This window comes from Actinosynnema pretiosum (assembly GCF_002354875.1).
GTDB classification, from domain to species: Bacteria; Actinomycetota; Actinomycetes; order Mycobacteriales; family Pseudonocardiaceae; genus Actinosynnema; species Actinosynnema auranticum.
The window spans coordinates 5,702,127-5,726,631 of the sequence record NZ_CP023445.1; the positions used below are offsets into that span (position 1 = coordinate 5,702,127).

Annotated in this window: 21 protein-coding genes; 11 read left to right on the forward strand and 10 right to left on the reverse strand. The window is 72.7% G+C overall.

Going from position 1 to position 24,505, the window contains the following annotated elements:
- Positions 1-12: 12 nt before the first annotated feature.
- The 5 genes from CNX65_RS24075 to CNX65_RS24090 all read right to left on the reverse strand — a co-directional run bounded on the left by CNX65_RS24075 (position 13) and on the right by CNX65_RS24090 (position 8,035).
- The gene (locus CNX65_RS24075) at positions 13-3,456 is read right to left on the reverse strand and encodes a LamG-like jellyroll fold domain-containing protein (RefSeq protein WP_096495802.1); all 3,444 of its coding nucleotides are present in this window, start codon (positions 3,454-3,456) and stop codon (positions 13-15) included.
- 488 nt (positions 3,457-3,944) lie between these two features.
- Positions 3,945-4,391: a hypothetical protein gene (locus CNX65_RS35690; protein WP_157767824.1), complete on the reverse strand. Its 447-nt coding sequence runs from the start codon at positions 4,389-4,391 to the stop codon at positions 3,945-3,947.
- 423 nt (positions 4,392-4,814) lie between these two features.
- Positions 4,815-5,102: a hypothetical protein gene (locus CNX65_RS24080; RefSeq protein WP_157767825.1), complete on the reverse strand. Its 288-nt coding sequence runs from the start codon at positions 5,100-5,102 to the stop codon at positions 4,815-4,817.
- 259 nt (positions 5,103-5,361) lie between these two features.
- Positions 5,362-5,748: a hypothetical protein gene (locus CNX65_RS24085; RefSeq protein WP_096495804.1), complete on the reverse strand. Its 387-nt coding sequence runs from the start codon at positions 5,746-5,748 to the stop codon at positions 5,362-5,364.
- Positions 5,749-5,806: 58 nt separating this feature from the next.
- Positions 5,807-8,035, reverse strand: a complete 2,229-nt coding sequence (locus tag CNX65_RS24090) for a glycoside hydrolase family 3 C-terminal domain-containing protein (protein ID WP_096497967.1) — start codon at positions 8,033-8,035, stop codon at positions 5,807-5,809.
- Between the two features lie 96 nt (positions 8,036-8,131).
- On the opposite strand from CNX65_RS24090, the gene CNX65_RS24095 reads away from it, so the two are divergent.
- Positions 8,132-8,713, forward strand: a complete 582-nt coding sequence (locus CNX65_RS24095; RefSeq protein ID WP_177154332.1) for a TetR/AcrR family transcriptional regulator — start codon at positions 8,132-8,134, stop codon at positions 8,711-8,713.
- Between the two features lie 17 nt (positions 8,714-8,730).
- Here CNX65_RS24095 and CNX65_RS24100 read toward each other — a convergent pair whose 3' ends face one another.
- On the reverse strand, positions 8,731-9,144 hold the full coding sequence (locus CNX65_RS24100; protein WP_157767826.1) for a GNAT family N-acetyltransferase: 414 nt from the start codon (positions 9,142-9,144) through the stop codon (positions 8,731-8,733).
- Between the two features lie 94 nt (positions 9,145-9,238).
- Positions 9,239-9,514, reverse strand: coding sequence for a hypothetical protein (locus CNX65_RS24105; protein ID WP_157767827.1), 276 nt, complete (start codon positions 9,512-9,514; stop codon positions 9,239-9,241).
- A gap of 301 nt (positions 9,515-9,815) precedes the next feature.
- Here CNX65_RS24105 and CNX65_RS24110 point away from each other — a divergent pair, with 301 nt between their 5' ends.
- Together CNX65_RS24110 and CNX65_RS24115 are read left to right on the forward strand one after the other, a co-directional pair.
- Positions 9,816-11,147: a M20/M25/M40 family metallo-hydrolase gene (locus CNX65_RS24110; RefSeq protein ID WP_096495807.1), complete on the forward strand. Its 1,332-nt coding sequence runs from the start codon at positions 9,816-9,818 to the stop codon at positions 11,145-11,147.
- A gap of 251 nt (positions 11,148-11,398) precedes the next feature.
- On the forward strand, positions 11,399-12,091 hold the full coding sequence (locus tag CNX65_RS24115) for a hypothetical protein (protein ID WP_096495808.1): 693 nt from the start codon (positions 11,399-11,401) through the stop codon (positions 12,089-12,091).
- A gap of 156 nt (positions 12,092-12,247) precedes the next feature.
- Here CNX65_RS24115 and CNX65_RS24120 read toward each other — a convergent pair whose 3' ends face one another.
- Both CNX65_RS24120 and CNX65_RS24125 read right to left on the reverse strand, forming a co-directional pair.
- Complete coding sequence (locus CNX65_RS24120) at positions 12,248-13,030, reverse strand: IclR family transcriptional regulator (RefSeq protein WP_015803597.1); 783 nt, start codon at positions 13,028-13,030, stop codon at positions 12,248-12,250.
- A gap of 59 nt (positions 13,031-13,089) precedes the next feature.
- Positions 13,090-13,872: a nucleoside phosphorylase gene (locus CNX65_RS24125; RefSeq protein ID WP_177154333.1), complete on the reverse strand. Its 783-nt coding sequence runs from the start codon at positions 13,870-13,872 to the stop codon at positions 13,090-13,092.
- A gap of 291 nt (positions 13,873-14,163) precedes the next feature.
- Here CNX65_RS24125 and CNX65_RS24130 point away from each other — a divergent pair, with 291 nt between their 5' ends.
- The 6 genes from CNX65_RS24130 to CNX65_RS24160 all read left to right on the forward strand — a co-directional run bounded on the left by CNX65_RS24130 (position 14,164) and on the right by CNX65_RS24160 (position 20,129).
- Positions 14,164-14,964, forward strand: coding sequence for an ABC transporter ATP-binding protein (locus CNX65_RS24130; protein ID WP_232519984.1), 801 nt, complete (start codon positions 14,164-14,166; stop codon positions 14,962-14,964).
- Positions 14,961-15,764: an ABC transporter permease gene (locus CNX65_RS24135; RefSeq protein WP_096495809.1), complete on the forward strand. Its 804-nt coding sequence runs from the start codon at positions 14,961-14,963 to the stop codon at positions 15,762-15,764. Before CNX65_RS24130 ends, CNX65_RS24135 begins: the two co-directional genes overlap by 4 nt.
- 67 nt (positions 15,765-15,831) lie before the next feature.
- Positions 15,832-16,863, forward strand: a complete 1,032-nt coding sequence (locus CNX65_RS24140) for an ABC transporter substrate-binding protein (protein ID WP_177154334.1) — start codon at positions 15,832-15,834, stop codon at positions 16,861-16,863.
- A complete protein-coding gene (locus CNX65_RS24145) occupies positions 16,860-17,636 on the forward strand; it encodes an ABC transporter permease (RefSeq protein WP_096495810.1) in 777 nt (258 codons plus the stop codon). The genes CNX65_RS24140 and CNX65_RS24145 overlap by 4 nt, the downstream gene beginning before the upstream one ends.
- Before the next feature lie 326 nt (positions 17,637-17,962).
- A complete protein-coding gene (locus CNX65_RS24150; RefSeq protein WP_096495811.1) occupies positions 17,963-18,433 on the forward strand; it encodes a hypothetical protein in 471 nt (156 codons plus the stop codon).
- 340 nt (positions 18,434-18,773) lie between these two features.
- Positions 18,774-20,129 (forward strand): dihydroorotase, encoded by a 1,356-nt coding sequence (locus CNX65_RS24160; protein WP_096495813.1) that lies wholly within the window; start codon positions 18,774-18,776, stop codon positions 20,127-20,129.
- A gap of 31 nt (positions 20,130-20,160) precedes the next feature.
- Here the strand turns inward: CNX65_RS24160 and CNX65_RS24165 are convergent, their stop codons facing one another.
- A complete protein-coding gene (locus CNX65_RS24165; protein WP_096495814.1) occupies positions 20,161-21,111 on the reverse strand; it encodes a Kelch repeat-containing protein in 951 nt (316 codons plus the stop codon).
- Positions 21,112-21,194: 83 nt separating this feature from the next.
- On the opposite strand from CNX65_RS24165, the gene CNX65_RS24170 reads away from it, so the two are divergent.
- Together CNX65_RS24170 and CNX65_RS37370 are read left to right on the forward strand one after the other, a co-directional pair.
- Positions 21,195-22,037: a LysR family transcriptional regulator gene (locus CNX65_RS24170; protein WP_096495815.1), complete on the forward strand. Its 843-nt coding sequence runs from the start codon at positions 21,195-21,197 to the stop codon at positions 22,035-22,037.
- 194 nt (positions 22,038-22,231) lie between these two features.
- The gene (locus CNX65_RS37370; protein WP_232519985.1) at positions 22,232-23,899 is read left to right on the forward strand and encodes a serine/threonine-protein kinase; all 1,668 of its coding nucleotides are present in this window, start codon (positions 22,232-22,234) and stop codon (positions 23,897-23,899) included.
- Positions 23,900-24,505: the final 606 nt, after the last annotated feature.

Consider the following 24,505-nt stretch of genomic DNA (forward strand, 5'->3'; position numbering starts at 1 on the left):
GGCCAGCGCGGCTCAGTAGTGGAACGACTCGTTGTAGAGCAGGTCGACGTCTTCGTCGGACAGCACGCCCGAGTAGACGCGTGCGTCGTCCACGTCGCCCTTCCACGTGTCGGACACCAAGCCGTGCCAGGTGGCGCTACCGATGATCAGCGATCCGGTGGAATCCCTGCTGTGCACGCCGGAACCGTCGGGGGTGTCCTGGTAGGTCTTCTGCATGACGCCGTCGACGTAGAGGCCGATGCGGCCGGTGACGGCGTTGTAGGTGGCAACGAGATGGGTCCACCTGCCCTCTTCGGCGGGGTTGTCGGAGAGGGCGAACCAGCCGCCGTCCACGGTGGCGGAGCCGCTCACCAGGAAGCCCCACTTGCCGCTCTCGCCCCGGTAGCCGAGGAGGAAGGGCGAATAGCGGTCGTCACCGGTGCTGAGCCCCGCGCGCGAAGGCTCGTCGACCCCGCTGTGCCGCACCCAGACCGAGGCCGTGTAGGAGCGGTCGGTGCGGAACTGCTCCGGGCGCGGGGCGGTGACCCTGCCTGTCGACGTGTTGTCGTAGGTGAGCCACTTGCGCTGGCTGCTCGCTGCGGTGCGCGTGTCACCGCCCCAAGCGACGCCGCCGGACAGGGTGCCGACACCGCCGGAGACCTCGTCGCGGGTGGTGGTGCCTGTGCGCTCGTCGAGCGAATAGCGGGCGCGCAGCACGTACTTGTTGGCTGACGCCGCCACGTCGTCGTCGCCGAGCATCCGGTCCCACAGCTGCACGTGGTCGACCGCGCCGGGGAAGTGGTTGTCGCGCTTGCCGGACCACCGCGCGCCGCCGACAACGAAGCTGCCCTTCGCCTGCCAGAACGTCATCTGCGCCGAGCCCTGCAGCTTGCCGTCGACGTAGAGCTTGGTGACGCGCGAGTTCGGCTCGTAGGTGATCGCCAGGTGGTTCCAGGCACCCGCTTTGGGCGCTGCCAGCGAGTTGACGGCCACGGTATTTGGCAGGTCGTGGTCCCCCTCGCTCGCGCTGATCCGCCAGCGGTTCACCTGCGGGTCGTACTGGAGGTAGAACGGACTGACCCGGTCGCCGTCCTGGCTGAGCACGGTGTAGAAGCCGTTGGTGCGGTCGAGACGGACCCAGGCCGTTGCGGAGAAAGCCTTCGAGGTGTCCACGATCGACGTCACGCTCTGCGCCGAGGCGTCGGTCCCGTTGAGCAGCAGGGCATTGCCCGAGTAGCCCGTGCCGAAACGCGCACCGCCGATCGCGGTCAGCGGCCGGTTCAGCGCACCGGTGTCGGGCACGGTCGCGCCGGAGTCCTGGGTGAAGGTCCACTCCGCCAGCGGCGGCTGTGGCAGGGTCACATTGAACCTGTACTCGGCGATGGCGGCGGACCGGTTGCCAGCGCGGTCAACGGCATAGGCGTAGAGGGTGTTGGGCCCCGGCTGAGTCGGGGTGACCGCGACGCTGGTCGTGCCGTCCGCTGTCGTCACCGGTTGGGTGTAGACGACGCCCTCACCGCCGTTGAGGGACCAGGTGTACTCCTTGACGTCCATGCTGCCGCCGGGCCCGGTGTTGCCGTTGACCTTGAAGGTGAACTGGCCGGTGCGCCCGACGCTGCCGTGGTCGCCGTCCTGCGGGTAGTCGGTGGAGGTGATCAGCGGCGTGGACGGCTTGACGCTGTCGACCTCGAACTCGCAGTCCTGCGACCAGGTGTGGAACTGCCGGTCACCGGCCCAGGCGCGCCAGGTGTAGACCCCGTCCTGGGTGATCAGGCCGGTGGGCACCCGCGCCTCGCCGAACTGCCCGGAGGGGATGTCGCTGGCGTAAAACTCGGGGTACTCGGCCGTGAAGGCGCCCTGCGGGCCCTTGAAGAGCTTGAACGCGGTGTCCAGGATGCCGCCGTCCGGGTCGGACACGCGGGCCCTGAGCCGGGGGGTGTGGTTGAACACGTACGCCCGGTCCGCGCCGACCCGACAGGGGATCGCCTGGTCGCCGTCCGGGCCCAAGCCCTCCATGCCGAGGTCGGTGGGCGGGTTCGGGTAGCTGTTGTACTTGACCTCCAGGTACGGGTTGAGGTCCAGGCGTCGCCAGGACTTGTCCTGCTCGTTCTCGTTGCTGGCGACGATCGCGAAGGTCGTGATGCCCCAACCGCCCGCCGACGCGTCGCGCACCGCCGAGGCGACGTCGAAGTCCATCGTCCCGTCGGACGGGCAGACGGCGGGGTGGTTGGCCCGGTTGGCCTCGGAGAGCTTGCGGGTCCACGCGGTCTGGTTGCGCCACGTGGTGTTCGCGTCCACCCACTCGGTCAGCCACACCGACGCGTTGCCCGGCGAGCACGAGTAGGAGTGGGTCACCTTGGTGCGCAGGGTCGCCGACTCGATGTGCTTGCCGATGATGGCCTGCGTGTTCATCTGGACGTAGCTGCGGGCGGTGCCTGCTTCGCCGTTCGGGCTCTGCATCTCGGCGCCGTTGACCTTGCCGACCTTGAGGTCGTTGAGCCTGCCGCTGGTGACGTCGAAGTTCTTGGCGTCCGGCCACGGCGACTCGACCACGACGTGGTGCGCCTTGCCGCAGCTGGTGCAGTAGTAGGTCGGGTCGATGTGCACCGGGTAGGTGGTGGCCCGGTCGTCGAGGAAGGACTGGTCCGGGGTCACCGCGACCGCGTCCGAGGTGACCTCGACGTCCATGGTCGCGGTGCGGTCGCCGGGACCGGGACCCGCGATGCGCTCACCCTCCTGCTGCCCGGAGGAGTCCCACATGCGGGTGGCGTCCCCGGTGAAGACCGTGGCGCCCTCGGCGTTCTTGGCGGCCAGAGCGCCCTGGTTCTCGTGGAGGCTGACGTTCTCGGTGTGGGAGGGGAACTCGATGCGTCGCAGCGCGGGGTTGTCGGCGGCCTCGGCGGTCTTGACGACGAGGACCTGGCTGAACCCCTTGAGCCCGACCTCGACCTTGAGGTCCACGTCGGGCAGGACGGCGGGGTAGGTGAGGGTGGTGCCGTCGAGCACCGGGGCGGGCAGTGGCGTGGGCCAGCTGAACCCGATCTCGTGCTCGCCGCTGACGACCTTGCCGACGGGCCTGTCACCGCCGCCGCCGGAGAACTCCATCTCGACGGGGGCGGCCTTGGGGACGACGGTGCCGTCGGCCTTGCGCTCCAGCTCCAGGTCGACCGGCACCCAGTCGCCGCCCTGCCGCACCCGGACCGGCTGCACGTGCTGGCGGTAGGTCATGGTGCCGTCGGGATTGGCGAACAGCTCCTCGTTCTCCGACGTGGCGGAGGTGACCTGGACGGGTTCGCCGCTGGTGGCCGCGTAGCGGGCGGCGGTGGTCGGGTCCGCCGCGACGGTGGGGACATCGATCGGGTCAGCCGCCGCGATGGGCGGCGGGAGTGTTGTGACTGTGCTCGCCAGCAGGGCGAACGCGATTCCTGAGGTGAACGCGCGCAGGCTGAAGCCCGGCGCACGCGAGTGCGACCGCATGTTCTTTCTTCCCCCCTACGCGAGCGAGTGCTCGCGCGATTCCACGTCCGGGTGCTCGACCCAGGGGGGAACTATGACGGGTGACTTCACAGGAAGTTGACGGCCGGAAGGAGTAATCGAACGATCACGCTGTGAGATGGTAATCACCCTGCGCGTGCAGGTTTGAAGTAACAGTGATGCACCTGACAAGGGCAGCACTCCGGGAGTGGTACCGCTTGTCGATCACAACGAGTAATGGGGGTCATGTGTCGAGCGGGTCAGATGGAGGTGCGCAGAGATCCTGCTCCCGGTCAACCGCCATCGAGAGAACCGGTCGCCCGGCCGTTGACGAGTCCGGAGGCTTGAGACCTGTGGCCGCCGCCACAGACCGACAAGGTGGTTCGCCATCGACGCCCTCAGCGCTGCGCTCGACCGCTCTGCTGGTCACGTTCGCATCCGCGACGGCTGCAACGGCGCGCCGCCTTGAACCTCACTCCTCCACACACTCGTCAGAGTTCCCAGTTACTGATTTCGGCAAACTCTTTGACAGCGGGAAGCAGCCACATAGAAAATGCATTGGCTGACGTCCGAACTCGGGTCGCCACCGGACAGTTACCCGCAGAACCCTCGCCCTCCTGAGTCAAAAGGGAGAGAACTTCACGCTCGGCGTCGATCTCTTTCTGCAGCAGCAGGCCCGGAGGAGGAAAGGTTTCTCCGCATCTCACAACCACAGGTCTCTCCCCCTCGAACTTGAAATCAAGCATAGCGAGCAACGACCTGACGGTATTCACAGACGTCTCCACCTTCACAGCTGAAGGTCTCATTGAAACCGCAAGCGCATTTCCCACCAACTCCACCGCCTGCGTTACATAGAACTCCGGACAGTAGTGGTCATACTCGTCATCCTGAGGTTCCATCTCCAGTTCATCCAGCGCCTCAGCGCACCCGTCCTGCACAGGCTCGACAGAAGGCGGCCCCCCGTTCTGCAGCTGCGGTGCAGATCAGCATCAGCCCGAAGTCCGAAGCATTCGAAATTTCCTGAATTTCCGACGGCTTGTACAAATTCCTCTCCCAGTCGACACTCGACTACCGCGTCCAGAGGACGCTTTGCGGCAACACGCCCGCATCCCAGAGTCGGTCGAGCCTGGCGAAGAGCTCTGACCGGTCTCGAAGAAAGTTCCGACCTCGCCCGAGCACCTCAGCTCCCGAAGAAGTGAAGCGCGTTAGACGAAACATGAATAAACCAGCCGACATTGAGGTGCCCATGCAGTTGGGCCATGCGTCCACGGCGACTCCCGCACATTCTCCCCAGTCAGGCCCGAAAACTCGGAGAGCGCAGCGCGGAGAAAATCTTCGATGAATTTGCCTGGCGTTGCCGGTCAGTCCCCGTAGACCGCGTTCCACCTGTCGACATAGCGGATGGTGTCGTCCACCGGGCGGTGCTTCTCGCGGTACTCGTGGTTCGGCGAGGCCGGGGGGCTGACGGCGTCGTAGGCGGGGAGGTTGAACCTGGCCCACTTCAGCCGCGTGCAGAGCACGTAGCTCTCCAGCGAGTCGCGCTCCAGGAGGAAGAACTCGTCGGCGCACACCGGGCCTACGCGTTCCACGAGAGTGGCGTGCTCGTCGCCCGAGGGCCTGCGGGAGTGCGGGTACGGATGTTCGTGCACATCGCGAACCTGGACGTGCCCGCGAACGCCAGGCCGAGCGCGGGGACCAGCCCATCGGGTGGGGCCTCGTAGTCCTCGTCGATCTCGGCAACGCCTCATTCGGGCACCGCTTCCCGCTCTGCCGCGTCACGCCGAGAACCAGGGTCAAGCAAGGAGATCACCGTGCTGAACGTCCCGCACCCGTCCGGCCGCAGGCGAACGATTGCGCCTCGAACAGGAAAGTGGGGCGCCCGCGCCGCGAGCGCGAGCGCCCCACCGCTCATTCCGCCAGTTCCAGCACCAGCGGCGGGACCGGGCCGGTGAGGTAGAGGTGGTCCGGGTAGTGCTCTACGCGCATCTGCCCGTCCGCGCCCGGAACCGCCTCCTCGCCGAAGCTCTGCAGCTCGTCCGCCAGGTCGCCGAGGTGGCCGACGCCGCCGGTCACCAGCAGGTCGCCGGTGTCCGGGTCGACCTCGACCGACACCATGCCCTCGGGCCGCACCTCGACCGCGCACCGCCGCAGGAACCCCCGGTACGAACCGGTCCCCTCCGGGACGGCGGCGAAGTACTCACCGCCCCCGCGCACCACGTCCGACAGCCCCTGGAAGGCCGCCGCGGTCGCCAGGACGAGCACCTCGCCGGTTCTCTTCGAGTACCAGATCTCCACGATTGTTGATCATGGGACATCCCGCGCCCCCGGCGCCAACCGGGGGCGGGGACGTCGGTCACCTGGTCGCGTTCACCTCGGCGAGCTTGTCCGCGAGGCCAGCTCGGGTCAGCTTGCCGCCGGACAGGCTCACGAAGCGCTCCAGCGGGATCGACGCCATCATCTTCGCCATGTCCATGCCGAGGGCGTCCTCGGACGACTCGGACGAGCCGAACACGCCCGCCAGCAAACCGCCGAACACCTCGGCGCCCGCGGGATCGGCCAGGACCTCGCCCAGGGTGGACTCCGGGGTGAACGGGACCGGGGTCTCGTCGCCGGTGACCGTGACGGTGGCGGACGCGCGCAGGTCTCGGCTCGACGCGCCTGCGGTCACCTCGTACTCGCCGCTCTCCAGCACCCAGCGGTCCGCCGCGACGTCCCAGTAGGCCAGGTCGGCGGCTCGCAGCAGGACCTCGACGCGGCCCTCGGCGCCGGGCTCCAGGTCCAGAGAGGCGAAGCCCTTCAGCTCGCGCACGGGCCGCGTCACCGACGAGCCGGGGACGGACACGTAGAACTGGACGACCTCGCGACCCGCCCGCTCGCCGGTGTTGACCACCGTCACCGACGCGGTGATCCCGGCCTCGGAGGCGGAGACGGTCAGGTCCCGGTGCTCGAAGCTGGTGTACGACAGGCCGTGGCCGAACGGGAAGCCGACGGCGGCGTCGCGGGCGTCGTACCAGCGGTAGCCGACGTGCAGGCCCTCGCCGTAGTAGACCTGCGAGCGCTCGCCGGGGAAGTTCAGGAACGCGGGGGTGTCCTCCAGCCGGGTGGGCGCGGTCTCGGCGAGCCTGCCGGACGGGTTGACCGCGCCGAACAGCACGTCCGCGACGGCCGCGCCGCCCGCTTGGCCGAGCAGCGCGGCGTCCAGCAGGGCGGGCGCGCCCGCGAGGGGGGCCAGGCGCAGCGCGCCGCCGTGGGAGAGCACGACGGCGGTGCGGGGCTGGGCCTGGAGCACGGCGGCCAGCAGCTCGACCTGCTCGGCGGGGATCTCGATGTGCTCGCGGTCGAAGCCCTCGGACTCCTGGTCGGCGGCCAGGCCCAGGAACAGCACGGCGGACTCCGCGGCGCCCGCGGCGGCGACGGCCTCGGCGCGCAGGGCCGCCGCGTCGCCGGAACCGTCGGTGGTGAAGCCGGCGGCGAAGGTCGCGGACGGCGCGTGGCGGCGGATCTCGTCCAGCGGCACGTCGACCCTGGTCGGGTTCACGTGCGAGCTGCCGCCGCCCTGGAAGCGCGGGGCCCGCGCGAACGCGCCGATGACGGCGACGGACGAGCCGGGGGCGAGTGGCAGCGCGGCGCCCTCGTTCTTGAGCAGCACGACGCAGCGCGCGGCGACCTCGCGGGCCAGCGCGTGGTGCGCGTCGACGTCCAGCACGACGTCGGAGCGGCGACCGGCCACGCCCTTGGCGGCCAGCGCGGCGACCCGCGACGCGGCCAGCTCGACCACGGCCGGGTCCAGCTCGCCCGCCTCGACGGCGGCGACGACGTCCGCGTCGGTGTCGCCACCGCCGGGCATCTCCAGGTCCAACCCGGCCGACACGGCGGCCACCCGGTCGCGCACCGCGCCCCAGTCGCTGACCACGGCGCCCTCGAAGCCCCACTCGCCGCGCAGCACGTCGGTGAGCAGCCAGCGGTCCTCGGACGCGTGCACGCCGTTGATCCGGTTGTAGGCGCACATGACCGTCCACGGCTGGGCGTCCTCGACGACCCGCTGGAACGGCCGCAGGTACACCTCGCGCAGGGTGCGCGGGTCGACGTTGGAGCTGGAGCGCATCCGGTCGGTCTCGGTGTTGTTGGCCGCGTAGTGCTTGAGCGAGGCTCCCACGCCCCGCGACTGCACGCCGCGCACCCAGGCCGCGCCGAGCGCGCCGGAGAGCAGCGGGTCCTCGGAGTAGTACTCGAAGTTGCGGCCGCAGCGCGGGTCGCGCTTGATGTTCACACCCGGTCCGAGCAGGACGGACACGCCCTCGGCCCGGCACTCCTCGCCGAGGGCCCGGCCGACCCGCTCGACCAGGTCGGCGTCCCAGCTCTGCGCGAGGCCGACGGCGGGCGGGAAGCAGGTCGCGGGGACGCTGCCGCCGATGCCGAGGTTGTCGGTGTCGCCGGTCTGCTTGCGCAGGCCGTGCGGGCCGTCGGTGACGAAGATCGACGGCACGTCGCCGACCGCCTTCGTGGTCCACATGTCCGCGCCGCTGCCGAGCGCGGCCTGGTCGGCCACTGACGCGGGCACGGTGGGCTGGTCGGTGCTCATCGGCATCCCCTTTAAAAACCGCATGATGTTCGGTTTTTGACTCCACGAACACCGTATACCGCTCGGTTTTGGGTGGCAACGGATAGATTCGCCACCATGACTCGACGGGGCTCGTACGCGAAGGGGCTGGCCAAGCGGGAGGAGATCCTCACCACAGCGCTCGACCTGGTCGCGCGCAACGGCTACCGGCGCACCACGGTGCGCGAGCTGGCCGACGCGGTGGGCCTGAGCCAGGCGGGGCTGATGCACCACTTCGGGTCCAAGGAGGAGCTGTTCACCGAGATCCTGCGGCGGCGCGACGAGGCCGACCGGGCGGAGTTCCTCGGCGACGGGGAGAGCGCGGACCTGCCGGACGCGTACGTGCGGCTGGTGCGGCACAACGCGGGCGTGCCGGGGCTGGTGCGGCTGTACAACCGGGTGTCGGCGGAGGCGGTGGAGCCGGAGCACCCGTCGCACGAGTACTTCGGCGAGCGGTACCGGGCGCTGCGCGCGGACACCGCCGAGGCGATCCGGCGGTTGCAGGCGGAGGGGCGGATGCCCGCGGCGGCGGACCCGGACAAGCTCGCGGTGCTGGTCACGGCGCTGCTGGACGGGTTGCAGACGGCGTGGCTGTACGACGGGGGCACGGACATGGCCGAGCACGTGGCGCACTTCTGGGAGCTGGTGCGCGGGGAGTGAGTCAGGGGGGGAGCGGGTCAGAGCTGCCACCAGTAGCCCGCGTCGTCGTGCGGGGAGGGCTCACCGCCCTCGACGGCGTACAGGGCCTTGGCGGCGGTGTTGTCCTGGTCGGTGAACAGCCACATGCGGCGGTGGCCCTCGGCGCGCGCGAGGTCGCGGAACGCGGTGAGCAGGGCCCGCCCCACCCCGCGTCGCCTGCTGGCCTCGGCGACGGCGAGCTCGTAGAGCTGGACCTGCGAGTAGCCCGCCGCGTGCCGCTGCCTGGTGCCCCACGCCCAGCCGACGACCCGGCCGTCCTCCTGCGCGACGAGCGCGATCGAGGCCGGGTCGGTCAGGAACGGGGTGTGGTCGGCGACCTCGGTGGCGCGGAAGAGGCGCACGGCGGCGTCGAGCAGGTCGTGGTCGGCTGGGGTCAGCGGTCGGACGAGCACACCCGGCATGATCGCACCGGGCTCGGGCGCGCGGGCGGCCGGCTCGGGTTCGGCGGTCTCGGGCTCGGTGGTCTCGGGTCCGGTGGTCTCGGGCTCAGCGGGTCGGCTCCATCGACAGCAGCAGCGCGCCCAGCACCACGGCCAGCGGCAGCAGCACCGCCGTCCACAGCAGGATTCGCCGGATCGAGTGCAGCACCAGCACCGCCTCGGCGGCGGCCTGCGCGGTGGCCTCGGCCGGACCGCCCGCGCGGTTGATGCGCAGCAGCGCGTGACCGGCCGGGTCGGAGGCCCAGGTGGGGCCGCCGGTGTAGTAGTCGCTGGGTTCCGCCGCGGCCTGCCAGTGCCGGGGCTCGGACGGTCTGGCGTTCATGGGCACCTCCGCGGCGCGGGGTCCGGGGATGACCTTGGAGTCGGACCGGGTGACCGCCGTGTTACGGGTCCGGGTCACGCGGCTGCGGGACCGCGCCCGCGCCGCTCCCGTTGCCCCGCAAGCCTCCCCTCCCCCGGACGCGACCGCCCACCCCTAGTGGCATGATCAACTCAAGGCGGGATCTCCGACGTCCCGCCCCAGGTCCCGCCGGGTGCTCAGCGGCCCCGGCGGGGCCGTCGCGGGTGGTCCACCCAGCGGGAGCTGCGCCGTCCGGGGGACGCGCTGGTGGTAGGAAAGCCCTGTGACGAACACAGGGGGCGGGCTGGAGCTCGCGCAGGACGAGGTCGTGGCGCTCGCCAGCGAGCTGATCAGGATCGACACCACCAACACCGGCGACCCGGACACGCTGGTGCCCGAGCGGGCCGCGGCCGAGTGGGTCGCGGAGAAGCTGGCCGAGGTCGGGTACGAGACCACCTACGTCGAGTCCGGGAACACCGGCAAGGGGCGCGGCAACGTGATCGCGCGGTTGGCCGGGGCCGACCCGTCGCGGGGCGCGCTGCTGGTGCACGGGCACCTGGACGTGGTGCCCGCCGACGCGTCGGAGTGGTCGGTGCACCCGTTCTCCGGCGCGGTGCAGGACGGGTACGTGTGGGGGCGGGGCGCGGTCGACATGAAGGACATGGTCGCCATGTCCCTCGCGGTGGCGCGGCGGTTCAAGCGGGACGGGATCGTGCCGCCCAGGGACATCGTGTTCGCGTTCCTCGCCGACGAGGAGGCGGGCGGGCTGCAGGGCGCGCACTGGCTGATCGACCACCGGCCGGAGCTGTTCGAGGGTGTCACCGAGGCGATCAGCGAGGTCGGCGGGTTCTCGATCACGCTCAAGGACGACGTGCGCGCCTACCTCGTGGAGACGGCGGAGAAGGGCATCCGCTGGCTGAAGCTGCGCGTGCGCGGCACGGCGGGCCACGGGTCGATGATCCACCACGACAACGCGGTCGCGAAGCTGGCCGCCGCGGTGACCAAGCTGGGGCAGCACCGGTTCCCGCTGGTGATCTCGCCGTCGGTGCGGGAGTTCCTCGACGGGGTCACCGAGATCACCGGCATCGACTTCCCCGAGGACGACATCGAGGGCGCCGTCGGCAAGCTCGGCGCGCTGTCGCGGATGATCGGCGCGACGCTGCGCGACACGGCCAACCCGACGATGCTGACCGCCGGGTACAAGGCGAACGTGATCCCGTCCGTGGCCGAGGCCACCGTGGACTGCCGCATCCTGCCCGGCCGCGAGGAGGCGTTCGACGCGGAGCTGGCGGAGCTGCTCGGCCCGGACGTGGAGCGCGAGTGGATCGGCCTGCCGCCGGTGGAGACCACGTTCGACGGGGCGCTGGTGGACGCGATGGTCGGCTCGATCAGCGCGGAGGACCCCGGCGCGAAGGTGCTGCCGTACATGCTGTCGGGCGGCACGGACGCGAAGGCGTTCCAGCGCCTGGGCATCCGCAACTTCGGCTTCGCGCCGCTGAAGCTGCCCGCCGACCTGGACTTCACGGGGCTCTTCCACGGGGTGGACGAGCGGGTGCCGGTGGACGCGCTGAAGTTCGGGGTGCGGGTGCTGGACAGGTTCCTGCTGAACTCGTGAGGCCGCCCGGCGCGCCGCCCCCGCCGGGCGCCGGGGGCGGCGTCGGTCGACCGGGCTGTCGTCCCAGCAGACGACGGCCAGGGCGACCGCGAGGCCGCGGGACCGTCGCCGGCCAGAGCACGCCCGTGGCGAGCACCGCCGGGCCGAGCGGCAGCACCAGGCAGAGCACCGCGTGAGCGCAGGTCCGCCACCGACCGCCCGCCCTGTGAAAACACCCGCCCGACTCACCCGTTCGGGGTAAGGTCCGGGTCGTGGAGCTGCGCGTCACCGAGCACCGGGTCCGGCTCGGTCGGGCCGAGTTCCGCGTGCTCCGGCCCGCCGCGCCGCTCGCGCGCACGCTGGTCGTGGGGCGCGAGTGGTCCGTCGAGGTGCTGGTCGGCGGGGCCGACGCGGCGGCCGTGGCGGCGCTGTGGCTGCTCGCCGCGCGCTCACCGCGCTCGCTCGTGCACCTGCCCGTGCGCGCCACCACCCCACCCGTCGGCGGGCTGTGGCCGGGGGACCTCCCGCTCGACCTCGTGCTGTCGCACCGGGGGTTGCAGTTCTCGCCGTCGGGCTGGAAGGACGTGCGCGCCGGGCTCGGCCGGGGGCGGCTGCGCACCGCCGAGCTGCCCGAGGTCGCCGCGCTCGCGCCGGTCGACCACGACGCCTACGCGCACGTGCCCGACCGGGAGCGCCTGCACGAGCGGGTGCACGCGGACACGCTGTTCGTCACCGGGGACGCGCCGCTGTTCCGCGAGGTGGCGCGGCTGCACCTGGACGTCGCGGCGAACGGCGGCCACCACGGGACGCACGAGCACCTCGGGGTCGAGCACTACTGCCAGGAGGTGCACCCGAACGCCAACGTGCTGGGGCGCGGGGCTCGTCGGCTGCACCTGGTGCACACCGCGCACTGGACCTCGACCGGTCGGCGCGGGGAGGGACCGCCTCGGGGGCGGGAGGTGTGAGGATGCCCACCGGGAAGCCCGCACCGGTGGGGGGAGGTGGCGCGGAAGCGGCCTGACGTCACGTGATGTCCGGCGGAATCCACTGCGCCACCAACAGGTCCCGAGACCAGCGCTCGGGATCGGCGCCCTGGGTGGGGCGGGCGCCACGCGCGGGGGTCAGTCCTCGTCCGCGACGTACCCCAGTTCCTCCGACAGCGCCCGCGCCGCGCGCAGCACGGTCGCCGTCGCCCTGGTGCGGTCGAGCGGGTCGCGCATCCGCGCGCCCGCCGCCGCCAGGGTCACGCTCGCGCCGACGCTGCCGTCGATCGAGCGCACCGGCGCGGACACCGCCCAGACGTTGCGGTCCAGCTCGTTGTCGCACACGTCGTAGCCCTGCGCGCGCACCACCGACAGGTGCTCCAGCACGCCCTCGGTGGTGCGCGGGGTGCCCGACGTGTACTCGGTGAGCGGGGCGTTCGCGAGCAGCGCCCGCGCCACCTCGTCCTCCTGGAACGCCAGGATGCTGCGCGCCGACGACGCGGCGTGCAGCGGCATCTCCTGGCCGATCCGGACGAACAGCCGCAGCGGGTGCCTGGCCTCCACGAGCGCCACGCACACCGGCACGTCGCCGATCAGCTCGCTCAGGAACACGGTCTCGCCGCTCTCCCGCGCCGCGACCTCCAGCGGCGCGGGCGGGCGGACGAGCCTGGCGCCGTTCGCCCTGGCCTGCTGGCCGAGCGCGCGGGCGGAGCGGCCCAGGAAGTAGCGGCGGTTGACCGGCGAGCGGGACACGTAGCCGGACTGCTCCAGGGTCGCCAGCAGCCGGTGCATGCTGCCGACGGGGATGTCGAGCTGCTCGTGCAGCTCCTGGAGGCTGCGGCTGGTGCCCGCCGCGGACAGCGCGCCGAGCACGTCGAGCGCTCTTACTACCACTTGCATGGGACGGGTTGCCTCGGCCACCTGACCTCCGGGTGAGGGCGAGAAGTTGATCGCGTGATTCTCACGCCGAGTCGCCCAGCTCACACACCCGGGGTGGCCACCAGGTCACGCGCCGCTGCCGCCGCCACCCGCAGCATCGCCAGCTGCGCGGGCTCGTAGTCCTCCAGCCAGCTGTCGCTCGCGCGGGACGCGTGGGCGACCAGGACGGCGCCGACGCGCAACCCCATCGCGGCCCCGACGGTCAGCACGGTCTCGCACTCCATGTCCATGGCGTCGACGCCCATGGCCTCGATTTCCGCCAAACGCCGGGCGGCGCGTTCCTCCATTCGGTCCAACGCTCTGCCCTCTCCGACGTAATAGCTGTCGCAGGAGAGCACGCGAATTCGGTGGGCGGGCCGCCGGAAATGCGCGGGCGCGGCGGCCAGCAGCGCCTCGGAGACCGCCGTCGTGGCGAGGGCGGGGATTTCCGGGTCGGCGTAGTGCCGGGCGGCCCCGCCCTCCCGCTCGGCCTCGGTCACCACGCACAGGTCGCCCGGCTCGATGTGCGCGCCGAGCGCCCCCATGCCGCCGGTGCGGATGACGGTGCGCACGCCGAGGCGGGCCAGCTCGACCACGGCGATCTCGGTGGACGGCCCGCCGATGCCGGTCGAGCAGACCGCCACCGGAACTCCGCCGGAGGTGCCGACACCCACCCTGAACTCGCGGTTCTGCCCGAGGACGCGGAAGTCGTCGAGCACCTGGGCGGCCCGGTCGACGCGCGCCGGGTCGCCGGGGAGCAGGCACACCTCGGGCAGGTCGCCGGGTCCGCACGGCAGGTGCGGGGGTCGCCCGTCGAGCCAGGGGTCTGCTGCGCTGCGGGCCACCGGGCGCGCTCCTCACCGCCGGACGCGCCGGCACTCGTGATGGAAAGGGGGTTTCCAGATCGGGCAGTCTGTTGGTCGGCCGAACGGCTGTCAACCTCCACCGCGAACGGTCACAGTGGATTTTTCGCGCCGGATAAAGCAGGCTGATCTGCGCTGATGTGAATCACTACGCAGAGCGATCACCGAGGTGCTGTTCCGGTGAGCACCCACCCCGAGGTGGAAAGGAACTTCCACCGCATGGAACACTCCGGGCCGCACCCCGGAAACCGACCACGATTGCGGAGCCACGACGTGACCCCTCCCGCCCCGAGCGGCGCCCAGCCCGGCGTCCCGGCACCCGCCCCTCCCCGGCCGCTGCTGAGCATCCGAGGCGTCGACAAGCGCTACCGCACGGCCAAGGGCGCGACGGTGCAGGCGCTGGAGGGCATCGACCTGGACATCGCCGAGGGCGAGATCGTCGCGGTCATCGGGCCGTCGGGCTGCGGCAAGTCGACGCTGCTGCGCATGGTCGCCGGCCTGGACGACGACTACACCGGGACCGTCGAGTGGCGGAGCCCGCCGCGCCCCGGCAAGGACATCGGCTTCGTGTTCCAGGAGCCCGCGCTGCTGCCGTGGCGCACCGTGGCGGGCAACGTCGGCCTGGGTCTGGAGGGCCGCAAGGACCTGGAGGGCGCCGAGCAGCGGGTGGCCGAGCTGCTGGACCTGGTGGGGCTGGGCGACTTCGCCAAGTCCTACCCGAAGGAGCTGTCCGGCGGGATGCGCCAGCGCACCGCGATCGTGCGCGCGCTGGCCTACGACCCGCAGATCCTGCTGATGGACGAGCCGTTCGGCGCGCTGGACGCGATCACCCGCGACCGCCTGCACGACGACATCCTGCGGATCTGGGAGCGCACCAGGAAGACGATCGTCTTCGTCACGCACAGCGTGGAGGAGGCCGCCTACCTGGCCGACCGCGTCGTGGTGATGTCCGCGCGCCCCGGCCGCATCCGCGCGGTGCACCGGGTGCCGCTGCACCGCGACCGCACCCCCGCCACCCGCGAGCTGCCCGAGTTCGGCCGCTTCGCCGGGATGCTGCGCGGGGAGCTGGCATGAGCGTGCGCGACCTGGTCGACGAGACCGCCGTGCCGAGGGCGCGCGGCCGGTTCGACCTGCGCCGCGCGGGCACGGCGGCGCTGTACCTGGCGGTGGTGGTCGGCGCGTGGCACCTGTACGTCACGCTCGCCGACGTCCCGCAGTACCTGCTGCCCGCGCCCGGAGCCGTCGCCGAGTCGCTGGCCGGGCTGGCGAGCAGCGGCGAGCTGTGGCCGCACCTGGGCTACACGGTGCGCAACATCGTCATCGGCCTGGTCTCGGGCATCCTGATCGGCTGCGCGCTGGGCTGGGTTCTGGCGTCCTCGCCGCGCGCCCGGATGCTGCTCGCGCCGTACGTGGTGCTGTTCCAGGCCGCGCCGAAGATCGCCGTCGCCCCGCTGCTGGTGCTGTGGTTCGGCCTGGGCCTCGGCTCGCAGCTCACGCTCGTGGTGATGCTCGCGTTCTTCCCGATGATGATCGCGATGACCCTCGGCCTGGGCGAGGTCACCGACGACATGCGCGCGCTCGGCCGCGTCCTGGCCATGGACCGCGGGCGGTTCCTGCTGCGCGTGCAGCTGCCCGCCGCGCTGCCCGCCCTGTTCGCGGGCGCCCGGATCTCCGTGATCGACGCGATGACCGGCGCGTTCCTGGCCGAGTACCTGTCCGCGAAGCAGGGCCTCGGCTACCTGATGGTGATGGGCAAGAGCACCTACGACACCCCCCAGCTGCTCGCCGCCGTCCTGCTGACGGTCGTGGTCGGCCTGACCGGGTTCGGCCTGGTCGGGCTGGTCGAGCGGATCGCACTGCCGTGGCGCCGCTAGCCGGGTCCCCCGACCCCTGCCGGGCGCCCTCCCCCTGCTAGAACCCCGCATCCCCGAAGGGAAAAGCATGTCCAGCTCCACCCTGTCCCGCCGCCGCTTCGGCGCCCTGACCGCCGTGGTGGCCACCGCCGCCGCGCTGGTCGCGTGCAGCCCCGCCGACGCGGGCTCGTCCTCGTCCTCGGGCGAGGGCGGCACCAAGAAGGTCACCATGCAGATCGACGGCTCGGCGGTGCCGTACTACGCCCCGCTGTACGCCGCGCAGAAGCAGGGCTTCTTCAAGAACCACGGCCTGGAGGTGGAGTTCACCTACGCCCAGGGCGCGGACATCGTGCAGAACGTCGCCGCGGGCAACGTGGACTTCGGCTTCCCCAACGGCGACTCGGTGATCACCGCGTACGCCAAGGGCATCAAGACCAACGTCGTGCACACCACGTACCAGCAGGGCATCGGCGCGCTGCTGTTCCGCGACGACTCCGGCATCAAGACCCCGGCGGACCTCAAGGGCCGCAAGGTCGGCGTGACCGACCTGGGCAGCGCGAACTACGCGCAGCTGCAGGCGATGCTGGCCAAGGAGAACGTGCCGCTGTCCGAGGTGCAGGTCGAGACCATCGGCACCGGCGCGATCGTGGACGCCATGAAGAACGGCCAGGTCGACGCGATCGTCTTCTCCCGGCTGCGCTACTACGCGCTGCTCCAGGCCGGGGTGGGCGTCGGCCAGGTGCTGAGCGACGAGTACCTGCCGTCGTTCGGCAACATCGTCATCGCGAACCCGGAGAAGGTGAACTCCGACGCCGAGACGGTGAAGTCGTTCAACGCGGCCCTGAACGAGGGCATCCAGTACGTGATCGACAACGTCGGCGAGGCCACCAGGATGGCCATCAAGGACTACGCGCCCACGTTCGAGGGCCAGGAGGCCCAGATCGAGCTGATCCTGGACGACGTGTTCGCGCTGACCCTGTGGCAGTCGGCCGACACCGAGGAGCACGGCCTCGGCTACGGCAACGTGGACCGCTGGAACGAGTCCATCAAGGCCCAGGTCGGGTTCAAGCTGATCGACAACGAGTTCAACGCCGACGAGATGGTGAAGAACGTCCGATGACCTCCCCGACCGCACCGGCGCGCGGCACCGCGCTGCTCGCCGGCCTGGTGTCCCTGGCCGTGGGCATCGCCGCGTGGTGGACCGCCGCGTCGCTGCCGGTCGTGCCGGACTACGTGCTGCCCAGCCCCGGCGAGCTGGTGAGCAGGGCCGTGACCCTGTTCCGCGGCGGCGGGCTGGGCGTGCACCTCGCGCAGACCCTCGCCGAGGTCCTGCAGGGCGTGCTGATCGGCACGGTGGCCGGTGTGCTGCTCGCGGTGCTGTTCGTGCGGCTGAGGTGGCTGGAGAAGCTGCTGATGCCGGTGATCGTCGTGGTCCAGGTGACCCCGAAGATCTCGATCGCGCCGCTGATCGTGCTGTGGCTCGGGCTGGGCATCGGCTCGAAGATCACGCTGATCGCGCTGGTGACGTTCTACCCGATCCTGGTGAACGTCGTGGCCAAGCTGCGCGGGATGCCGACCGCGTTCGACGACCTGTCGGTCGTGCTCGGCATGTCCGGCGCGCGCAGAGCCAGGGTGCTCCAGCTGCCGTTCGCGCTGCCCGCGCTGCTGGCGGGGCTGCGGGTCGGCGTGCTCCAGGCGGTGACGGCGGCGGTGATCGGCGAGTTCATCGGCGCGCAGGCCGGCCTGGGGTACCTGGAGAAGCAGGCTCAGGACAACGACGACATCCAGGTCGTCTTCATCACCCTGATCCTGCTGTGCCTGATCGGCTGGGTGCTGTACGCGGTCGTGGACCTCGTGGAGCGCCAGGTGAAGGCCCGGTTCGACATCGGGTGAGCCGGAGTGGCCGCGCCCCCGCGTCAGAGGGGGGCGCGGCCACCGGCGGAGCACGACCTCGGGGCGCCCTTCGGGTGGCGCCCCGGTTTTCGCTTTTCCGGGCCGGGTTCCCGGTGCTGATCTCGGAGACCTCGGCCACCCGACCGTTGCGCTGAACGGCTCAGCGGGGTTCGCTCGAACGGACCCGCCGTGATCGGCGGCCGTCGGCCCGCCGCGCGCAGCTCGGCGCGGGTGGACGGGCGGGCGCGCGCGGGCGGGTCGGCGCAGGTGGGTCGGCGCACGCAGCCCGACGCATGCAGGAAGACCAGGCACAGGGAGCCGCAGGGATGACCGAGAACGAGAACGCCGCCTACATCGCCGTGCGGGCGGCGGTGGCCGAGCTGGGCATCGCGCCGGACAGCTACGGGCCGACGCTGAACACGGCGGCCTCGCCGTCGGCGGTGCGCGTGGTGGCGGCGGCGCTGGCCGCCCGCCTCGCCGGGGCCGGGGTGGACCGGGTGGTGGTGTGGAACAGCAGCGACGAGGCGGTGCTGGCGCACGCGGTGGCCGTGGAGCTGGGGGTCGGGGTGAGCCGGATGGACGCCGTGGAGGGCGCCGTCGCGGTGAACCCGCCGCTGGCCGCGGGGTCGTCCGCCGCGCTGCTCGCGACCTCGTGGCAGTCGAGGGGGCTCACGACGGCGCGGTCCATCGTGGACCGGCAGGCCGGGGTCGCCGCGATCGCGGCGGTGTCGCACTCCCCCGCGCTGGACGAGGACCTCGGCGTGCCGGTGGTGCACCTGCTGCCCGAGTCGCGGTGACCTCCCCCGCCCGCGCGGCGCGCGACGAGCCGGAGGGCGCTCCCGCTGGTGGGAGCGCTCTCGTGGTGCGCGCGGCGCGGGCGGGGTCCGCGTGCTCCGGCGGGAGCTCCGCGGCCCGGCGCACGGGCCGCCTCCTCCCGCGCCACCCGGTCCGCCGGGTGGCGCCCCGCGCGGCGCACGGGCCTGCCGCGCCGCGCGGGTCGGGCGGGCGCCTCGGCGTCCGGGGGCAGGCGTCGGGGGTGCGCGTGGTGTGCGGTCGAAGTCGCTCGCACGGCGCCCGTTCCGGACCGGTGTCGCCGCTCGCCGTCGACCTGGTCCACGTGGTGGGGAGGGTGTCGGCGTGATCGAACTGCACGGGATCCGGGTGCTCGGTGGCGAGCCGTCCGCGCTGGCGGTGCACGAGGGGGTGCTGGTCGAGCCGTTCTGCGCGCCCAGGATCGACCTCGGCGGGCTGATCGCGGTGCCCGCGCTGGTGGACCTGCGGGCGCACCTGCGCGCGGCGGGCGGCGCGGACGCGGTGGCCGCCGCGCACGGCGGGTACTCGGACGTCGTCGCGATGCCCAACCGCACGCCCGTGACCGACAGCGTCGCGCGGGTGCGGGCGCTGGGGCGCGGGGTCCGGGCGTGCCGGGTGCACCCGGCGGGGGCGCTCACGGTCGGGCTCGCCGGGCAGCGGCTCGCGCCGATCGCGGAGATGGCCCAGGCCGGGGTGCGGGTGTTCTCCGACGACGCGAACTGCCTGGACGACGCCGGGCTGCTGCGGCGGGCGATGGTGGCGGCGAGGGCGGCGGGCGCGGTCGTGGCGCAGCACGCGCAGTCCGAGGCGCTGGCGGGCGGCGGGCAGGTCAACGCCGGTGAGGCCGCGAAGCAGACCAGGCTGCCGCCGTGGCCGGGGGTCGGCGAGGAGGCGGTGATCGCGCGGGACGTGCTGCTGGCCGCCGAGACCGGGGCGGCGCTGCACGTGAGCCACGTGTCGACCGCGCGGTCGGTGGAGATCGTGCGGTGGGCCAAGTCGCAGGGCTGGTCGGTGACCGCCGAGGTCACGCCGCACCACCTGCTGCTCGACGACCGGGCGGTGCGCGGCGGGGACACCCGGTTCAAGGTGAACCCGCCGCTGCGGTCGGCGGCCGACGTGGAGGCGCTGCGGGAGGGGCTGCGGGACGGCACGATCGACGCGGTGTCGACCGACCACGCGCCGCACCCGGCGAGCGCGAAGGCGCGGGACTGGTGCGCGGCGCCGTTCGGGGCGGTCGGGCTGGAGACGGCGCTGGCCGTGGTCGCCGACGTGCTGGACGGGGACTGGGAGCTGATCGCGCGGGTCATGTCGCACGCGCCCGCGCGGATCGCCGGGCTGGCGGGCGCGGGACGGCCGCTGGAGCCGGGCGAGCCCGCGACGTTCGCGCTGGTCGACCCGGACGCGGAGTGGGAGGTGCGGCCGGAGGAGCTGCGGGGCGGGGTGGCGAACACGCCGTTCGCGGGGCTGGCGTTCCGGCACCGGGTGGTGGCGACCGTGGTGGGCGGCCGGGTGACCGCCGACCCCCTCGGGCTGCTCGGCGGGGTGGCGGGGCCCGAGGAGGAGGCCGGGGAGGAGGCCGGGGACGACCCGGCACGGGACCTGCGGGCGGCTCGGGGGCTGCGGAGCCCGTGGGAGGGGCCGTCGGGCTCGGTCGAGCGGCGGACGCCACCCGCGGCGTAGGCGCCGGGCGGCGCGGGTGGCGTCGCCCCGGTCAGCCCAGGAGCAGTTCCAGCGCGTCGACGCCCGCGCCGCCCGCGCAGGTCGGGGAGCCCGCGACGAAGAACGCCCGCCCGTCGGCCACGGCCGCGCCGAAGCCGTGCCTGCCGTGCGGCAGCGGGGTGGTCGTGGTCCAGCGGTCGGCGCGCGGGTCGTAGAGGGTGACGTCGTCGAACGTCGAACCCCCTTGCGCGCACTCGCCTCCCGCGTGCGCGATCAGTCCGTTGAGGACGGTCGTGGCGCCCGCCGAGCGCGGTGCGGGCAGGGGCGCGGCGGTGGTCCACTCGCCGGTGCGCGGGTCGTAGACGTCGTGCCGGTCCAGGTTCCGGTCCACGTCCTCCACCCGGCCGCCGATGACGTGCACGCGGCCGTCGAGCGCGACGACGCCCGCGTGGTCGCGGGGCGGGCCGGGCAGGGACGGGGCCAGGGACCAGGTCCCGCGCTCCGGGTCGTGGACGAAGTGGTGGCCGACCGTGCCGAGGCCGAGCTCGATCGGCGCCCCCGGCAGGGGGACGACGCGGCGGGAGTCCCGGCCGCCGATCACGTGCAGCTTCCCGGCGACCGCCGCGACGCCGACCGAGCCCAGCGCGACGGGCAGCTCCGGCAGCCCGGTCCACTCGTCGCGCCCCGGGTCGTAGGAGTAGGCGGCTCTGCGCGGGTTCAGGTGCACGATGCCGGTGAAGCCGCCGAAGGCGTACAGCTTGCCCCCGAGGCCGGCCAGGCCGACGTGGGTGAGCGGTTCGGGCAGCGGGGCGCGCTCGGTCCAGCGGTCGGCGCGCGGGTCGTACGCGGTCACCAGGGTGGTGGCCCACCGCGGCTCGCCGTCGACCAGCGCGGTGCCGCCGACGACGTGCACCAGGCCGCCCGCCTCGGCGACGCCGACCTCGGAGCGGGCCTGCGGCAGGTCGGCGACGGGCCGCCAGGCGGTGGTTGCGCTCTCGTTCATGCCGCCCAGCCTCGCGGCGGCCGGGGCGGCGCGTCCAAGTCCCGTTCCGACCGGCCGGTGCCGCGCGGGTATCGTCGCCGGTGATGGACCTGCGCCTGCTCCGCTACTTCGTGGCCGTCGCCGAGGAGCGGCACTACGGCCGGGCCGCCGCGCGGCTGCACATGACGCAGCCGCCGCTGAGCCGGGCGATCAGGCGGCTGGAGCGCGACCTCGGGGTCGTCCTGCTGGTGCGGTCGGCGAGCGGGGTGGAGCTGACCGGTGCGGGGAGCGCGCTGCACGCCGAGGCCGTCGCCCTGCTGGAGCGGGCGGACCTGGTGCGGTCGCGGGTCGCCGGGGCGGACGCGTCGCTGACCGTCGGGACGCTCGGCGCGAGCGGGGCGGGCGGGGCGCGGTTGGCGGAGGCGTTCCGGGAGCGGCACCCGGCGGTGCGGATCGTGCTGCGGGAGGCGGACTTCACCGACCCGACCGCCGGGGTCCGGGGCGGGCTGGTGGACGTCGCGCTGGCCAGGACCCCGTTCGACCCCACCGGGATCGGCACGCGCGTGCTGCGGCTGGACCCGGTCGGGGCGGTGCTGCGCGCGGACGACCCGCTGGCGGGGCGGTCGTCGCTGACGGCGGCGGACCTGGTGGACCGGCCGTGGTTCCGGCTGCCGGACGGGGTGGACCCGGCGTGGCGGGCCTTCTGGAGCGGGCCGGGCGCTCGGGAGGGGGCGGTGGTGCGGACGGTGGCCGAGTGCGCGCAGGCCGTGCTGTGGAACGGGTCCGTGGGCATCGCGCCGCTCGGTGAGCCGCTCGGGCGCGGGCTCGCGTGGGTGCCGCTGGCCGACGTGCCGCCGAGCCCGCTCGTGGTGGCCTGGCGCGAGGGCGGGCGCGATCCGCTGGTGCGGTCGTTCGCGCGGATCGCGGTCGAGGTGTTCCGGGGCTGAGACCCAGGGCGCGCACGGTCCGTGCACGTCGTTCACGCGGGGTCGTCCTCCTTGCGGCGCAAGGGTTTGCCCGGTGTCCGAGGGGCGCCCGCGGACGTGCGCCGGACCGGTGCTCCTCACCGCCCGTGCGCGACGTAGAGTGGCCTGCGCCTCGTCGGTGGGGCACGACGAGTCCGGTTCCGAAGGGGAATGCCGTGAAGCCGCTTGGGGCCTCCGATCCTGCCGCCATCGGCAGCTACCGCGTCTTGGCCGAGCTGGGGCAGGGCGGCATGGGGCGCGTGCTCCTGGGCGCCGGGCCGGACGGCAGGCTGGTGGCGGTCAAGCTGGTCAGCACGGCGCTGGTCGGGGACGCCGAGTTCCGGGCCCGCTTCGCGCGCGAGGTCGCGGCGTCGCGGCGGGTGTCCGGCGCGTACACGGCGGCCGTGGTCGAGGCCGACCCGGACGCCGAGGTGCCGTGGCTGGCGTCGGTGTTCGTGCCGGGGCCGTCGTTGCAGCAGGCCGTGGCGACGGCCGGTCCGCTGCCCGAGGAGTCCGCGCTGCGCCTGGCCGCCGGGCTCGCGACGGCGCTGCTGGAGATCCACCGGGTCGGGCTGGTGCACCGGGACCTCAAGCCGTCGAACGTGCTGCTGACCGACGACGGTCCGCGCGTGATCGACTTCGGCATCGCCAAGGCCGTGGACGACCCGAACAGCCAGTTGACGCACACCGGTTCGCTGGTGGGCTCCCCCGGTTTCATGTCGCCGGAGCAGATCGAGACCGGCATGGCGGGCGCGGCGGGCGACGTGTTCTCGCTGGGCGCGGTGCTGGCGGCGGCGTGCACCGGGCGGAGCCCGTTCACCGGGTCGTCCACGTTGCAGACGCTCAACAACGTGGTGGGCGTGCGCGCGGACCTGACGACGCTGCCGCCGCGCGTGCGGCACATCGTGGAGCGCTGCCTGGAGCGCGACCCCGGCGCCCGGCCGACGCCCGCGCAGGTGCTGGAGCTGGCGCGGCCGATCCCGCCGTCGCCCCGGCCGTGGAGCCCCGGCGTGCACCGGATGATCGCGGAGCAGCGGGCGCAGGTGGAGCGGGTGCTGGCCGGGCAGCCGCCGGTGCCGCCGGTGACGGCCGCCGAGCTGACCGCGCCGGTCGCGATGACGCGCATCCAGCTCAAGCCGGTGTTCGACGGGCCCGAGGGCCGCGCCGCCGAGCCCGACGACCGGACGCCGCCGCCGGGGTCGGGGTACCGGTGGGGCACGGTGATCGCGGCGAGCGTGGCGGTGGCCGCGCTGGCGGCGGCGGCCACGATGGTGTTCGTCAACTGGAACCCGACCCCGACGGCGGCGGGCAAGCCGTCGTCCTCCGCCCCCGCGCCCGCGTCCTCGTCGGGCCCCGCCCCGTCGTCCGCGGCGAGCAGCGCGACGACGACCACGACGACCACGTCCACCCCGCCGCCGGAGCCGGTGAAGCAGGATTTGTGGCTGTACTGGAACAGCGACCTCCAGGACAACGCGACCTGCCTGAACGAGGGCTGCCTCGTGGGCGGGCCGGGGTACGCCCCGGCGCAGCTGGAGGGCAAGGTGCTGTCGGCCCCCGCGGAGGGCGCGGTGCCGCTGCGCTCGATGTGGCACCCGGAGCGCGGGGACGTGGCGGTGTGCGGGACGGACGAGTGCGTGGCCCAGCAGGAGGTCGTGGGCTACGCGCCGCTGCGCGTGGAGGGCTACGTCCTCTCCGCCCAGGCCCCCGGCACGGTCCCGCTGCGGTTGTACTGGCACGAGGGGCGCGGGGACAACGCGCTGTGCGGGTCGGACAAGTGCGCCGCGGACCAGGAGGCGGTGGGGTACGTGCTGATCCGCACCGAGGGGTTCGCGTACCCGGCCTGAGGCTGGGCCGGGCGACGGTCGAACGTGGGCCGCGCTTGCCCTGCGGGGCGGGCGCGGCTATTTTGTTGAGTGCGCGCAACGGTTGTTCTGTCCGGGCCCCGTGCATTTGTGCGGAAAGCGAGCGAGCGCGGCTCGAAACTTTAACCGAGTGATCGTGGTCACATTTTTTGTGCGTATCCGATCCTTCGTCAATTCGTTTATATCGGAATTTTCACTTTCGTGTAGCCCGAGCTGGCGGACGGGCCGCAAAAAAGTTACAGCGCGTTGCTTCAGCCACGTAAGAGTGAAAAAGCGGCGGGGCATTTCTCACCCGTTTCGGCCACCTGCGCCCGGAGGTTCCCCGGCATCGGGGCCCGCTGAACATCATTGCTTTGACGTGGGCGTCCACACGCGCTTACTGTCTTCCCCGCGCAGCGAAGAACGCTCGCGAAGTCACGAAGCGGCATTCCTTCGGAGGTGTCGCACAGTCGAACGACCACGCGCACCGACCCGAGGGGAGCGGAGAACAGGAGTCAGATGTCCACGAGATCGCCGGATTTCCTCCCCGCCCACGGCGAGGAGTCGGCGTGGCGCCGGAGGTTAACCGAGTTCACCGTCACCACCAGG